The 14,231-nt window shown below is 69.8% G+C and carries 12 protein-coding genes; 5 read left to right on the plus strand and 7 right to left on the minus strand.

What is annotated here, in order from left to right; translation table 11 throughout:
- The 5 genes from AAF430_05855 to AAF430_05875 all read right to left on the minus strand — a co-directional run bounded on the left by AAF430_05855 (window position 1) and on the right by AAF430_05875 (window position 6,403).
- Complete coding sequence (locus AAF430_05855; GenBank protein MEM7409736.1) at window positions 1-1,935, minus strand: molybdopterin biosynthesis protein; 1,935 nt, start codon at window positions 1,933-1,935, stop codon at window positions 1-3.
- Window positions 1,932-3,194 carry a gephyrin-like molybdotransferase Glp gene (gene glp, locus AAF430_05860; protein ID MEM7409737.1) on the minus strand — a complete coding sequence of 421 codons (1,263 nt, stop codon included), beginning with the start codon at window positions 3,192-3,194 and terminating at the stop codon, window positions 1,932-1,934. The genes AAF430_05855 and glp overlap by 4 nt, the downstream gene beginning before the upstream one ends.
- A gap of 103 nt (window positions 3,195-3,297) precedes the next feature.
- Window positions 3,298-5,025, minus strand: a complete 1,728-nt coding sequence (locus AAF430_05865; protein ID MEM7409738.1) for an aldehyde ferredoxin oxidoreductase N-terminal domain-containing protein — start codon at window positions 5,023-5,025, stop codon at window positions 3,298-3,300.
- 176 nt (window positions 5,026-5,201) lie between these two features.
- Entirely contained in the window at window positions 5,202-5,471 is a 270-nt protein-coding gene (locus AAF430_05870) for a MoaD/ThiS family protein (protein MEM7409739.1), read from the minus strand.
- A gap of 92 nt (window positions 5,472-5,563) precedes the next feature.
- On the minus strand, window positions 5,564-6,403 hold the full coding sequence (locus AAF430_05875) for a metallophosphoesterase (protein MEM7409740.1): 840 nt from the start codon (window positions 6,401-6,403) through the stop codon (window positions 5,564-5,566).
- Between the two features lie 264 nt (window positions 6,404-6,667).
- On the opposite strand from AAF430_05875, the gene AAF430_05880 reads away from it, so the two are divergent.
- Window positions 6,668-8,062: a DHH family phosphoesterase gene (locus AAF430_05880; protein ID MEM7409741.1), complete on the plus strand. Its 1,395-nt coding sequence runs from the start codon at window positions 6,668-6,670 to the stop codon at window positions 8,060-8,062.
- A 32-nt stretch (window positions 8,063-8,094) separates the two neighbouring features.
- On the opposite strand, the gene AAF430_05885 is transcribed toward AAF430_05880, so the two are convergent.
- The gene (locus tag AAF430_05885) at window positions 8,095-8,808 is read right to left on the minus strand and encodes a response regulator (protein ID MEM7409742.1); all 714 of its coding nucleotides are present in this window, start codon (window positions 8,806-8,808) and stop codon (window positions 8,095-8,097) included.
- Window positions 8,809-8,846: 38 nt separating this feature from the next.
- Window positions 8,847-10,400 carry an aldo/keto reductase gene (locus tag AAF430_05890; protein MEM7409743.1) on the minus strand — a complete coding sequence of 518 codons (1,554 nt, stop codon included), beginning with the start codon at window positions 10,398-10,400 and terminating at the stop codon, window positions 8,847-8,849.
- A gap of 169 nt (window positions 10,401-10,569) precedes the next feature.
- Here AAF430_05890 and AAF430_05895 point away from each other — a divergent pair, with 169 nt between their 5' ends.
- The 4 genes from AAF430_05895 to AAF430_05910 all read left to right on the plus strand — a co-directional run bounded on the left by AAF430_05895 (window position 10,570) and on the right by AAF430_05910 (window position 14,184).
- The gene (locus AAF430_05895) at window positions 10,570-11,034 is read left to right on the plus strand and encodes a MaoC/PaaZ C-terminal domain-containing protein (GenBank protein ID MEM7409744.1); all 465 of its coding nucleotides are present in this window, start codon (window positions 10,570-10,572) and stop codon (window positions 11,032-11,034) included.
- 126 nt (window positions 11,035-11,160) lie between these two features.
- Window positions 11,161-12,012, plus strand: a complete 852-nt coding sequence (locus AAF430_05900; GenBank protein ID MEM7409745.1) for a mechanosensitive ion channel domain-containing protein — start codon at window positions 11,161-11,163, stop codon at window positions 12,010-12,012.
- Window positions 12,009-12,518 (plus strand): BON domain-containing protein, encoded by a 510-nt coding sequence (locus AAF430_05905; protein MEM7409746.1) that lies wholly within the window; start codon window positions 12,009-12,011, stop codon window positions 12,516-12,518. The genes AAF430_05900 and AAF430_05905 overlap by 4 nt, the downstream gene beginning before the upstream one ends.
- Window positions 12,519-12,549: 31 nt before the next feature.
- Complete coding sequence (locus tag AAF430_05910) at window positions 12,550-14,184, plus strand: NAD+ synthase (protein MEM7409747.1); 1,635 nt, start codon at window positions 12,550-12,552, stop codon at window positions 14,182-14,184.
- The last annotated feature ends 47 nt before the right edge of the window (window positions 14,185-14,231 follow it).

Here is a 14,231-nt window from a genome sequence, read left to right on the forward strand (position 1 = left end):
TCAGCTCCGCCGGTGCTCCGGGAAGGGCTCCGGGCCCTGTTCCGGAAGTTCGAAGGACAGCGCTTCGAGCGCTTCGCGCACGCTACCGTCCTCGGCCAGCAGCCGCACCAGGGCGCGCACGGCCGCGCGCTCGAGACGGTCGACCGGGACGGCGAAGTCGTAGTGCTCCGGACGCAGGGGCTGGAACCGCAGCCCGGCCCGCGCCGCGACACTCTCGATGGTCACGCCCCAATCGGCACGCTTCTGCGCCACCGCAGTCGCGACGGCGAAGTGGGAGCGCGGCTCGTAGGGGTAGCCCGGCGGCTTGCGGCCCGAGAGGAGCCCGTCGATCAGTACCCGCGTCCCGCTACCGCGGTTCCGGTTGACCATGCGCAAGCCGGGATCGGCGAGCAGGGCGTCGACGTCGCGGGTCTCGTCGGGACGCGTCGCGACCCCTTGGACCCGGGTGTAGCCGCGAACGAGGGCGAGCCCGTCGTCGAGAAAAGGTGTGTTGTAGCGGTCCGAGTCGGCGTCCAGCAGGTGGATCGGAGCGACATCGCACTCGCCGCGACGCGCCGCCGCGAGCCCGCCCTGGCTCCCCACTGCCATCACCTTCACGCGGAAGCCTTCGCGCGACAGCGCCGAAGCCAATACGTCGAGACCCACACAGTGGCTGCCGATCACCACCAGGTCGGCGACGGGGAGGTCGCGACCCACGAGGGTCACCTCGACCTCGGTGTCGGCCTCGACGAGTTCGGTGTTTCGACCGATGCGCACGAAGCCGTCGGCGCGGCTGAAGGCGGTGACGCTGCCGCTGCCCTTCCCCATCGGATAGGCCGACAGCGCTCCGTCGCCCCGCTCGGTGAGCCCGACCAGCAGGTACTCGAGTCGCCCGCGATCCGAGACCGTGGCCTGGGCCAGCCGCGCCCGACGCGTCTCGCGCGCCTCCTCTGCCAGTCCGGCCATGCTGCGCACGACCGGCGCGACGAACTCGTGGAAGGTGAACACTGCCGAGGTCGGGAACCCGGGCAGGATCACGACGGGCCGGGAGCCCGACGCCGCCAGGCAGATCGGCTTTCCGGGTTTCAAGGCCACACCGTGGACCAGGATGCCCGGGTCGAGCTCCGCGACGGCGGCGTGGTTGAGGTCGCCCTCGCCCTTCGAGGTCCCGCCCGAGAGGAGCACCAGGTCCGCGTCGGCGAGGGCGTCACACAGGGCCTGCCGCACCGCGGCGCGATCGTCGGCGAAAACGCCCAGGAACACCGGGTCGCCACCGAGCTCGCGGACGGCGTCCTCGAGGATCCGGCCGTTGCTGTCGTAGACCAGCCCGGGGCGCATCGCCGCGCCCGGCGCGACGATCTCGTCGCCCGTCGACAGGATCGCGACCCGCGGTCGCCGCACCACCGGCACGCGGTCGCGGCCGATCGCTGCGAGCACGCCCGTGTCGCGCGAGGTGAGCCGCGTGCCCGCAAAGAGCACCGTCTCACCCGAACCGATGTCGGTGCCGGCGAACGAGAGCGCGGCGCCCGGCGTGCGCTCACGTCGTACGACGAGGGTCGTGCCGTCGTCTTCGAGGTCGGTGTACTCGACGGGCAGCACCGCGTCGGCGCCGCGCGGCAGCATCCCGCCCGTGGCGATCGGCGTCGCGGTGCCCTCGGTCACTTCGATCGTCGGCGCGACGCCCGTCGGGATGCTCTCGGCGTTCACGCGCAGGCGCAGTGGTGCGTCTTCGCTGGCGCCGTAGGTGTCGGCGGCGCGCACGGCGAAGCCGTCCATGTTCGAACGGTCGAAGCCCGGGACGTCCACCTCGGCACGCACGTCCTCGGCGAGCACGCGACCGAGCGCCGCGTCGAGCGAGATCTCCTCGGCCTCGCGGGGAGCCGCATCGATTACCGCGCGCCAGCTGCGTTCGGCTTCGTCGCGGTCGACGATCGTGAGGAACTGGGATTGCTTCACGCACGCCCCGGATGGGTTTCGTCATACAGGAGCACTTCGACCCGGGCTCCCTCGGGCATGCCCTCGGCGCTGCGCGGCACGATCACGCACCCGTCGGCGCGCACCGTCGAAGACAGGATCGACGCACCCGACGTCGCGAGCGGCACCACACGATCGGCCTCGATGGCGACGCGCACGTAGTCGGTGCGCCCCACCGCCGACGCGATCTTGCGGGCCAGCGGGAGCTCGATGCGCGGATGCGGCCAGGCGCGCGAGCGACCGCCGAGGGCGCGCAGCGTCGGCCCCGCGAAGAACTCGTAGGCGCACAGACAGCTCACCGGGTTTCCCGGCAGCAGGAACACGAAGCGCTCGCGCCCGCCTTCGATTCCGGGCAGGCGTCCGACACCCGCCGGGCTCGAGGGCCGCATCGAAACGCCGTGGAAATCGAGCTCACCGAGCTCGGCAACGAGCCGGGGGGCGTGGTCTTCCTGACCGACGGAGCTGCCGCCCGACACGAGCAGGACCTCGGCGTCGGCGCTGGCGAGCGCGTCTCGGATCGTGTCGACGCGGTCGGGCAGGATCGCGTGCGGCAACACCTGCGCCCCGTCGCGCTCGGCGAGACCCGTGAGCATCAGCGAATTCGAGTCGACGATGTGGGCGCCGTGGGGACGCGCGCCCGGCGGCAAGAGTTCGTCGCCGGTGATCAACAAAGACACCCGGGGCCGTCGCACACACGACGGTTCGGCCACACCGATCGAGGCGAGCAGCGCCGCGTCCTGAGGCCGCAAGCGTCGGCCCGCGGCGAGCACGGCGTCACCGCTGCGAATGTCCTCTCCGATCGCCCCCACGTGCTTGCGCGGCGCGACCGCCTCGCGGACCTCGACCCGACCGTCCGCCTCGTCGCAGACCTCCGCCATCACGACCGCATCGGCGCCGTCGGGCACGGGCGCGCCGGTCATCACGCGCACGGCGGTGCCGGGCGGCATGTCGCCGGCGAAGGGTGCGCCGGGCAGCGCCTGGCCCAACACGGAGAAGACGATCGGGTCGTAGGGCGACGCGCCGAAGGTCTCCTCCCCGCGGACGGCGTAGCCGTCCATGGCCGAGCGACGGAAGCTCGGCACGTCGACTTCGGAACGCACCGGCTCGGCCAGGACGCGACCGATGGCGTCGACGATCGCGACCGGCTCCCCGCCGAGCGGCTTCGCGCGCTCGGCCAGGAACTGCTCCACCACCTCGATATCGGTGCGCTCGGCGAAGCCTTTCATGCGTACGTCGCGCATGGACCCTCTTCGGAACCCCGGTCGTCGGAGACGTCCGAGAAACAGAGCGGGCAGGGAGGTCGCCCCCCCTGCCCGCGTTCGAACACGATCTGCCGGAAGACGACTATCCGCTCGCCTTCATGGTGAACAGCTCCTCGCGGTTGCCCTGGCGCTGATACGCCTGCACCACGACGTCGTCCGGCACGTCCCAGACGACCGAAGCCGGCCCGATGGCGTCCTTCTTCATGCAGTCGGGCATCTGGTCGCCCGACTCGGAGAAGCCCGCGCGGCGGTTGAACTCCCACTCGTCCTGGAGCACTTCCCAGGCCATGTCGCTGGCCTGCTCACGCGAGATCTGCTCGCCGTAGAGGTGCCCGTAGAACACGCGGATGTCGTCGATCGTCGGCTGCAGGAACTGGCAGAAGCCCGACGAGTCGCAGAGGGCGTTCACCATCTGGCACTCCTGGCTCGCCTGCACCCACTCTTCGGCCGGAAGGCCCGGGTTCACGATCAGTCCGGCGGTGTGATCGGCGCCCATCGGGCTCGTGCAGTAGGTGATCCCCGTGGCCTTCAGCGGACGCGGATCCCAGGCGGGCAGCGCCTGGCCGCGCACCGTCGGCACCCGGTGGTGACCGGTCTTCTTGCCGACTGCCGCCGCGCCGTTGCCGATCGCCTTGCCGACCTCGGTGCCCTCCGCGATCTCCTTCAGCAGGTTCTTCGCGCCTTCTGCGTCGCCCCACTGCATCTCGCCCGAGTCCATGTAGACCGCGATCGCGGCACCGGTCTCGACGGTGTCGAGGCCGACCTCGTCGCACAGACGGTCGAGATCGGCGACGTCCTCCCAGCTCTGGATCGCGCAGTTCGCTCCGAGCAGGGTGAGCGTCTCGAACTCGAGCGCCGAGGTCTTGTAGTTGCCCTCGGCGTCGTGGACGACGTTGCTGCACTGGACGATGCAGCCGGTCATGCAGTTGTGCATGTGGCCGCCGCGCGTCTCGAAGCTCTCGATGATGCGGTTGCCGTCGAGGCTCTCGGCGTCGGGCGACTGGCCCTCGGTGCGGTTCTTGTAGGGGAAGGTGTTCAGCATGTTGGCGACGGGCACGACGGTGCTCGTGCCGGTCTTGAACATCTGAGGCCCTTCCAGGTACTCCTTCGTGAACTTCTTGCAGAGCCCCATGAACTCCTTGCGTTCGGCGGGCTGTCGCAGCTTCTCCTTCGCGGGATCGACGGCGACGTACTTCAGCCCCTTCGCGCCCATCACGGCGCCGAGGCCGCCGCGTGCCGCGTGACGGGCGGGGCGGCGATCGTCCTGGTCGGTGCAGGCCACCGACGCGCCCGAGAGCTGATGCTCGCCGGCGGGTCCGATGCTGATGAAGGACGCACTCTCGGGGTAGCTCTTCGCGAGATGGTCGATCAGGGCGTAGTTCCACATGCCCTTCGTGTCGTTCGCTTCCTTGACGCTCGCGCCGTCCGTCCCGATGTCGAGGGCGTAGCGCTTGCTGCCGTCGGCGGGCTGGCCCGTCACGACGATCGCGCGGTAGCCGAGCTTCATCAGGTCCTGGCCCGGGTTGCCGCCGGCGTTCGCTTCTTTGATGCCGCCGGTCAACGGGCTCTTGCCGCCGATCGAGATGCGGCCCGACGTCGGCGCGGAGGTTCCCGAGATCACACCGGGCGCCATCACGAGCACGTTGTCGGGACCCAGCGGGTCGCAGGTCGGGTCGCATTCCGCGAGCAGGATCTTCGCCGACAGGCCGCGACCACCGAGGTACTTCCAGTCCTCGGGGAAGTCGACGATCTCGACACTCTGGTTGGTCATGTCGACCCGAATCAGACGATCACCACTGGGGCCAGCCATCGAATCCTCCTCGATCTCTCGTGCGGGCGGCTTGCGAAGGGGTCCGAAGTCGCGGCTGCGACGTGGGGCCCACTCCGTGAACTGAACTTCGAACGATCCGCGCCTCGTCGGTGGGACGCCGGTGAGGTGCCGATCGGCCGTGGATCATACCACGGGCCCCACCGGCGGGAAGCGCGCTATCCGCCTGCGATCGCAGCCAGAATCTCGATTTCGTCGCTGGCCTCGACCGAGCGATCGAGGGCGCTGCGCTCGATCTCGTCGCCGTTCACGAAGAGGGTGACGAACTTGTGAATCGCGCCTTGACCGTCGTACAGCTGCTGGCGGAAATCCGGGTACTGCGCACACAGCGCCTCGAGGCAGGCGCCGACGGTGGCGCCCTCGACGTCGACGAGCGCGCGCCCCTCGGTGGGACCCTGGTACGGCGGCGGAATCTTGACGTTGGGCATGGCGTCCTCCTGGCGAGCGCCGATGGTAGGGGCCGGTCTCAGGCGCCGCTCGCGCGGGCGCGGCGCTCCGGCTCTTGAGACGCGGCGCTGGACTAGGCGCTCGGGTCGCGGTGGGCGTAGTAGGCGCGCCGGGCCGGAATCGCCCAGAACCGCTCGTCGGGTACGTCGAAGGGTCGCTCCGCTCCTTCGTCGGGCAGCCAGGCCGTGAGGAACCCATCGCGGCCTCGGCCGTGATGGACACAACCGGTGTCCAGACCGCGCAGGCCGGCGCCGACGTGGAGCCCCTGCAGCGCCCAGTGGCCGTAGACGACACCGTAGTCGTGGCCGCCCTGCCCCCAGATCGCGTGCCAGGGCTGCCAGGGCTCGGCTTCGGGGAGCTCGGAGGACCAGGCTCCGCCGGCATCGACGCTGCGGCAGCGGGTCAGGCGCCCCAGGCGGTCGTCGCGGGGGGCGGTGCTGCCGAGGAAATCGGCGAGGTCGGCGCCCGCGAGGTCTGCCTCGAGCTCCCGCGCCGTTTTCTCGAGCTGGGCAAGGTCCCAGTCCGGGTGGACGCTCGCGTGGACCATCGCGAACGCCTGTTCCCCCAGCCGGCCCGTGACGACCAGGGGGCGTTCGCGCAGCCAGTCCACCCATTCGCTGGCGGTCGGGTGATCGAGGACGTCCTGGAAGGAGTCGAAGGGCGACACCGACCGCAGCCCCAGCCAGCAGCGCAGGAGCGAGATCTCGTGATTGCCGAGGATGTATTGGGCGCGGCCCGCCTCGACCAGCTCGCGGACCTGGCGCAGCGGCCCCAGGTTTTCGGGGCCCCGGTTGATCAGGTCTCCGACCACCCAGAGCTCGAAGTCGCGGCCGAACTCCCGCTCGGCCCGGGCCAGCAGCTCGGCGAGTTCGTCCGCGCAGCCCTGCACGTCCCCCACGAAGATCCTCTGCACGCGTCCGTTTTCCCCGAGCTGGCGGCCTGACGCAAGGGATCGCGTGGCGGAAGTCGATTTTCCCGCGGGGAAAGTTGCCGGTTCGGCGATCTTGACGGTTGGCCGATGGGGGGACAACTTCGACCCTCGATCCGCTTCCAGGCGATTTCGCATCCACTCGTGGCGGGCGATTCCAGCGCCCCCCGATTTCATCGGCCTCTGGTGCCGAGCCTTCCCCGTCTCCCGGTCGCGTTTCCGCAACCGCGATCCCATTCAGGAGTCCCGTTGAGCAGCCGGATCATCGTGTGTGATGGCTTGCGGTCCGCGCGGCTGTGGAGCCGCATCGGCGCGGGCGAGGACGAGGTCCTGACCTGGATCCCGCGGCCGGAGGAGTCCGCCCGCTCGCGGCCGACGGGCTTCGCCGCCTTGCAGGGTGGGCTGTGCGTCGAGGCGATCGAGAAGCTGGGACCGAAGCTGGGCGACGAGTTCGCGGTGCAGACCGAGGATCCGAGCTTCGCGAAGGCGGCCGTGACGGTCCTGGGCAAAGCCGCACCGGAAGCGCCGGTGCTCGTGCTGTCGGACACGGTCGATCCGGAGGTGCTGCCCTCCCACCCGTGCCTGCGCTCGGCCGGTCTGCGGACCCTGATCCGCGACGACGTCGACGAAGAGTTCTCGATGCTCGGAAATCTGCGGCGGGTGGTCGACATCCGCTCCCTGCTCGAGCGCCGCGAGAAGGTAGGCATCCTGCTCCAGCCCGATCCGGACCCGGACGGCATCGCGGCCGGTTACGCCCTCCGCGCCATCCTCGGTCGCAAGGCGCCGACCTCCCCGCTGATCTCCTTCGGCGAGGTGAAGCGTCCCGAGAACGTCGCGATGGTGCAGGCCCTCGGCATCGACGTGCGCACCGTGACGCACGAGGAACTGAACGACTTCGACGCCCTCGCCCTGGTGGACGTCCAGCCGACGGTGTTCGGCGAGAACCCGCCGGCCCGGGTGCGCTCGGTCGACGTCGTCATCGATCACCACCCCGAGCGCACGGGCTACGACGCCCAGATTCGCGACATCCGCTCGAGCTACGGCGCGACGGCGACGATCCTCACCGAGTACCTCCGGGCCGCCGGCGTCGAGGTGAAGCCGAAGCTCGCGACCGCCCTCACCTACGGCATCAAGAGTGACACCCAGCTGCTCGGTCGAGAGACCAGCTCCCGGGACATGTCGGCCTTCGCCTATCTGCACGGGCTCCACAGTGCGGCGCTGCTGCGGCGCATCGAGCGCCCGGCGCTGCCGACGGAAGCGTTGCGCACGCTCGGTAAGGCGCTCGCGAAGACGGAAGTCGTCGACGACCTGCACATCCTGGTGCTCGGTCGGGTCCGCGAGGACGTGATCCCCCAGGTGGCCGACCTCGCCCTGCAGGCCGAGGGCGCCGAGTGGGCGATCGCCGCCGGAACGGTCGGCGGCGACCTGGTGTTCTCGGTGCGCAACGTCGGGTACGTCCGCGCCGCTGGCGAAGTCGTGCGCGCCGTGGTCGAAGGCCTCGGCGTCGGCGGTGGGCACCGCTCGATGGCGAAGGGCATCATTCCGCTGAAGGCGTTCCGCGAGACCTACGGAAGCGCCACCCGCGATCGGGTGCGCGAGGTACTCCACCAGGCCTTCGTCGCGGCGATCAACCGCGAGAGCTGAGCGCGCTAGCCGGACTGGGACGAGCCGGGGAGCTAGACCGGGTCGCGTTCCGGAGCCGGATCCGGGTGCGCCGCGATGAACGCCTCGACCCGCTGATAGTCGGCGTCCGTGGCGTAGGCGAAGACGACGCCGACACCGGCGCGCACACCCCAGGCGGGCTCCTGGATCCGGATCACGCGGCCCCGCGCTTCGACCGGGTCGCCGTCGAGTTCGAGGCGCAGGAGCAACTCGGTGCCAACGGGGACGGGCGCCGGCGTGGCCACCAGCGCGCCGCTGATGCTCATGTCGAGCACCTCGCAGGTGACCTGCGGCATCGCGCTGCCGGCATCGACCACGTCCGCGCGGGTAGCGGGCCGCGAGCGGATCCGGGGCGGAGACGCCCGCAACGGCCCGCGCGCCAGCAACAGTGCCCGGGCGATCTCGCCGAGCGAGATCGGCTTCGTCAGGTACGCGGAAGCACCGAGTGCGAGTGCGCGTTCGCGCTCCGCCGGGTTGGGTCGCGCGGTCACGGCAAGACGGGGCGCGGTCGCGCCGGCGTCATTCAGCTCCGCAAGCCAGTCGAGCGCACCCTTCAACTCGAGGTCGAGGATCACGACCGGGTCGTCGAGGTCCTCGGCGAGCCGGCGCGCCGTCTCGACGTCGTCGGCCTCTCGAGATTCGGCGCACTGGAAGCGAAGCGAGCGCAACAAGAGGGAGCGCGCCACCGACGACGCGTCGACCACCAATCCACTCGCGTATCCGGCCAAGGCGGCTCGCCTCCTTGGCCGGACTCTTCGGTTGACCGCTAGCCGAGAGTGAGGAGATCGTGGGCCCCGCGCATACGGGTGGGAATGTCCACACCCACCGGGCAACTCCCGAGACACGGTCCGCTACACGACAGGCAGGCGCTGGCGTTCTTCGGCAGCTCCGCGTAGCGCTGCAGGCCTTCCTTCTGCTGACCGTAGTCCTCGAAGTACATGCGGTGGCGCAGCACGTCGTGGATCGGGAGATCCTCGGGACAGCTGCTGAGGCACGCCCCGCAGTGCGGACCGCAGTAGGTGCCGGCGATCTGGCGATCGTACTCACGGAGCAGGGCAATGTCGGCGTCGCTGAGCTTGCCGCCGGAAGCAGCCAGATACTCGTCGACGTGCTGGAGCTCGAAGAACGAAATCACCGCGCACGAGACGTCCTCGTTGGCGAGCGCCCACTTGAGCGCCGCCTGGGAGTAGCTGTCGGCGTACTTCTGGAAGTCCATCAAACCGCGGTGCTTCGCGCCCTTCAGCGTCTTCATCGCGACCACGCCCATGTCCTGCTCGGCACGCGCGCGGCGGAAGAGCTCGTTCATCGGCGCCCAGATGCCGTGGTGGTACGCGACCATCATCACGTCGAAGCGAGACGAATCGATGCCCGCGTTGACGGTGTCGACGAGGTTGGGCGTGTGGGTCGAGAAGCCGAGGAAACGCACCTTGCCGGCTTCCTTCAGACGATCGAAGGCCTCGTGGACGTTCGGATCCATCAGCCGCTCTTCGGTGTCGACCGAGTGCACGTGACACAGGTCGACGTAGTCGGTACCGAGGCGCTGCAGACTGGCCTCGACGGCTTCGATGTACTTCTCCGGCGACGTGCCGGCGGGCAGGTGACCGATCGGCGTGCAGAACTTCGTCGCGATGAAGATCTGGTCGCGCGGGATCGACTTCAGCGCCTTCCCCATCGCCTGCTCGCTGCCCGAGCCGGCGTAGTCCGGGGAGGTGTCGAAGTAGTTGACGCCGCGCTCGATCGCGAGCCGGGCGATCTGCTCGCCGTTCTCGCCGCGGATCGAGCCGGTGCCCAGGACGATGTCGGAGACGTTCCACTCGGTGCGACCGAAACGGCGGTACTCCTGGACGCGGCTGCCTTTCCAGGAGTCCTTCCACTCGGGATGGGTCTCGGGCACCCCCTCGTCCGAGAAGATGTCGGTCAGCACGGGGCGCCAGCCCTTCGTCCCGGTCCCGACGCCGTACATCGCACGCGCAGCACCAGCCGCGCCAGCTGCCACGACGGAGCCCAGAGCCACGCCGGCCCCGCTGCCCGCGCCGGTCAGGAAGCTGCGGCGACCGGGATCGACGCTGGCGGCGACCGAGCGCTTCACCAGCCAGAAGCCGAAGCCGCCCAACGCCAACAGGGTGAGGACTGCCCAGACGAGGCCGCCAATCGCCCGCGTGGCACCGGGGGCAAGGGACTGGAAGAACTCGCCCGCCCAGAAGCCACTGGCGTCGAGACCGATCGACGAGTCGTAGAGGAGGCCTCCGACGATGACGAATCCGAAAACGAGCGCGACTCCGATGGCCAGGAGAGCGGCGTTGCGGGGACGGGCGAACATGGCGACTCCTCCGATAAGAGAATCCGGGCGTACCGGCCCGAGGGCTGGAGCGACGCGCCCAACAGTGGTTGGCGCAGTATAGACGGGCCTCGCCCCGGCCCGCCGTGCGGCCGCTGGTCGGCCCGGCAGGGGGCGGGGTAGGCTTCCGGGTCGAGGTTCCCGGAGAGTCATGTCTCGCCCCGTCGTCATCCCGAGTATGAGCGCTGCGCGCCACTACCAGGGCACCGAGCTCGGCGCGACCGAGTGGGTCACGATCGATCAGGCCCGGATCGACGGGTTCGCGGCCGCTACCGGGGACACCCGCTGGATCCACGTCGATCCCGAGCGGGCCGCGGTCGAGTCGCCCTGGAAGAGCACCATTGCCGACGGCCTGCTGCTCCTCTCGCTGATTCCCGATCTGCTGCCCCAGCTGATCGTGCTGATCGGGTGGTCGAAGGCCATCAACACGGGTGTCGATCACACCGAGTTCCCGGGCGTCGTCACGGCCGGGTCGCGGGTGCGGCTCGGGGCGCGGTTGGCCCGGGCGCGCGTCCTTCCGAACGGCTGCCGGCTGGGCTTCGATGCCTGGTTCGACATCGAGGGAAGCGAAACGCCGGGCTGCCGAACCCGCGTGAACTACGCCTATTTCGAATAGGACGCTCCCGGCACACACCGCTTTGCGAGCCGCCCCGCGACGTGATACCCCGCGGTGCTCGAAGCGGATGTGCCCGGCGCATCCGGGCGGCGGATCCGAGCGCCGGGACACGAGAGGAGTGGGCACGTGGACATCAGCATGGACGAGGCGACGATTCGTCAGACCCTCGAGCGCCTGATCGAGCTGGTCTCGACCTGGGGACTCCAGGTCATCGGGGCCATCGCGGTTCTGGTGATCGGACGCATCGTCGCCGGGGCCCTGCGGAACGGTGCGACCCGCGCGCTCGAGCGTGCCGAAACCGACCCGACCCTGGTCCCGTTCATCTCGGGGATCGTCTACTACCTCGCCCTCGCCGTCGTCATCATCGCGGTGCTCGGCCTGTTCGGCATCGAGACGACGTCGCTCGTGGCGGTGCTCGGCGCCGCCGGTCTCGCGATCGGCCTGGCTCTCCAGGGAACGCTGTCCAACTTCTCCGCCGGCGTGATGCTGCTGGTCTTCCGTCCCTTCAAGAACGGCGACTTCGTCGAGGCGTCCGGCGTCAAGGGCAGCGTCGCCCAGATCGGCATCTTCACCACCGTGCTGAACACACCGGACAACGTGAGGATCATCATCCCCAACAGCACGATCTACAACGACACCATCACCAACTACTCGGCCTACGATACGCGCCGCAACGACATGGTGGTGGGCGTCAGCTACGACGACGATCTGAGCGTCGCGCGCGATACGATCCTGCGCGTCCTGAACGCGGACGGTCGGGTCCTGGCCGACCCGGAGCCCGTGGTCGCCGTGTCCGAACTCGCCGACTCGTCGGTGAACTTCGTCGTGCGCCCCTGGTGCAACGCGGACGACTACTGGGACCTGCGCTTCGATCTCACTCGAGCGTTCAAGGAACAGCTCGAGGCGGCGGGGTGCTCGATCCCCTACCCGCAGACCGATGTCCATCTCCCCCAACCCGCAGGAGCGAAGACCTCATGACCCCCGCAACCCCCCGACGACTCGGCCTCCTCTCTCTCGCGTGCGTGCTCGCGCTGGGAACGGCGTGCGCCGAGAAGAGCTCCGAAGAGAAGATCCTCGAGGCCAACGAGAAGGTCGAGCGCATCCAGCGCGACGTCGAGTTGGCGCAGAAGGCCGTCGAACGGGAGGTCGGCGAACTCGCGACGGCCCAGGAAGAACTCGCCGAGGCCCAGGAGTGGCTGCGCGAGGCCCAGGAGCGCCTGTCCAACGCCGAGGTCGCCGTCGCCGAGGCGGCCGACGACGCCTACCTCTTCCGCGCGATCCAGCAGGCGCTGCTCGAGGACGCGAGCCTCGAGAAGCTCGCGATCAGCGCCCGGGTCCGGGATCGCGTCGTGACCCTCGAGGGAAGCGTCCCGAAGGAGGCCCAGCGCACGCGTGCCGAAGAGGTCGCGGCGAAGACGCTCGGCGTCGAGCGGGTCGAGAATCGGGTGACGGTGCAGGCGCCGGCGCCCCCGCCCTCGTCTTGACGCTCTCGCGGGGCGCCGCGATCTTCGTTCCATGAGGATCGCCCTCGCACAGGTCAACCCCACCGTCGGCGACCTCGACGGCAACCGGCGGCTCGTCGAGGAAGCGGCCGAGCGCGCTGCGTCCGAGCGCGCCGATCTGCTCGTGCTGCCCGAGATGGTGCTCACCGGCTACCCGCCGATGGACCTGCTGGAGCGCGACGGCTTCGTGCGCGACCAGCTCCAGGAGCTGGCGAAGCTCGAGACCGTGTCGCAGAAGGTGGCGATCGTGCTCGGGGCGGTGCTGCCGTCCGAGCGCGGGGCGTGGCACAACGCGGCGGTCTTCCTGGCCGGCGGCAAGCGGATGGCCACGCGGGCCAAGACCCATCTGCCGACCTACGACGTCTTCGACGAGCGCCGCTACTTCGCGCCCGCCCGGCGACGGACCCCGGTGCCCTTCGGCGACGGCGAGACGGCGCTCGGCTTGACCGTCTGCGAGGACGTCTGGGTCGAACCCCTGGGCTACTCGATCGACCCGGCCGGCGAGCTCGCGAAGGCGGGCGCCCACCTCATCATCAATCCGTCCTGTTCGCCCTGGCACGTTGGCAAGGCCGGCGAGCGGCGCGCGATGATCGCGCGACTCGCCGAGCGCCACGCTACGCCGGTGGTGTTCGTGAACCAGGTCGGGGGCAACGACGAGCTCGTCTTCGACGGCGGCTCCTTCATCGCCGACGGCCAGGGGCGTATCCACGGCGCCCTGCCCCTGTTCGAGCCGGCCTTCAGCGTCGTCGACCTCCCCGCTCCCGGGCTCGGGAAACGCCCGGAGGAGATCGAGGGGATGGACCGGGTCGAGCAGCTCGAAGCCGGCCTCGTCCTCGGCATTCGCGACTACTTCGGCAAGCAGGGGCTGCCGCCCGGCGCGGTGATCGGACTCTCGGGCGGCATCGACTCGGCGGTCACGGCGCACCTCGCGGCCCGCGCTCTCGGCCCGGACCGCGTACTCGGCATCGCCATGCCGAGCCCGTTCTCCTCGGACCACAGCATCGAGGACGCGGTCGCCCTGGGCCAGAACCTCGGGATCAAGACCCAGGTGGTCGACATCGAGAAGGTGTTCCGCGCCTACCTCGAACTCTTCGGGGAACTCTTCGGCTCGAGGGACGACTACGGACTCGCGCAGCAGAACATCCAGAGCCGCATCCGCGGCGCGCTCCTGATGGCGATCTCGAACGCCGAGGGGCGCCTGGTGCTCGCCACCGGCAACAAGAGCGAGCTCTCGGTCGGCTACTGCACGCTCTACGGCGATACCGTCGGCGGCCTCGCCGTCCTGGGCGACGTCTACAAGCGCGACGTCTACGCCCTGGCGCGGCTCGCGAACGCCCACGGCGAGCGCATTCCCCGGCGCACGATCGACAAGCCGCCGTCGGCCGAACTCGCCCCCGACCAGCTCGACACCGACGACCTGCCCGACTACGACGTCCTCGATGCGATCCTGATGCAGGCCATCGAGGGCCGGCTCGGCGCGAGCGCGATCGAACCCCCGCCTGGCGCGAGCGAGCAGCTCGTGGAACAGGTGGTCACGCGACTCGATCGCAACGAGTACAAGCGCCGCCAGACGCCGCTGGTGATTCGCACCTCGACGAAGGCGTTCGGTACCGGACGCAGGCTCCCGATCGTTCACCGCTACGCGTAGCGGCCCGGGGAGCTAGCAGGATGCTGAAAAACCCATTCCCGTCGCCA

It is taken from the genome of Myxococcota bacterium, assembly GCA_039030075.1.
Taxonomy (GTDB): Bacteria; Myxococcota_A; UBA9160; order UBA9160; family SMWR01; genus JAHEJV01.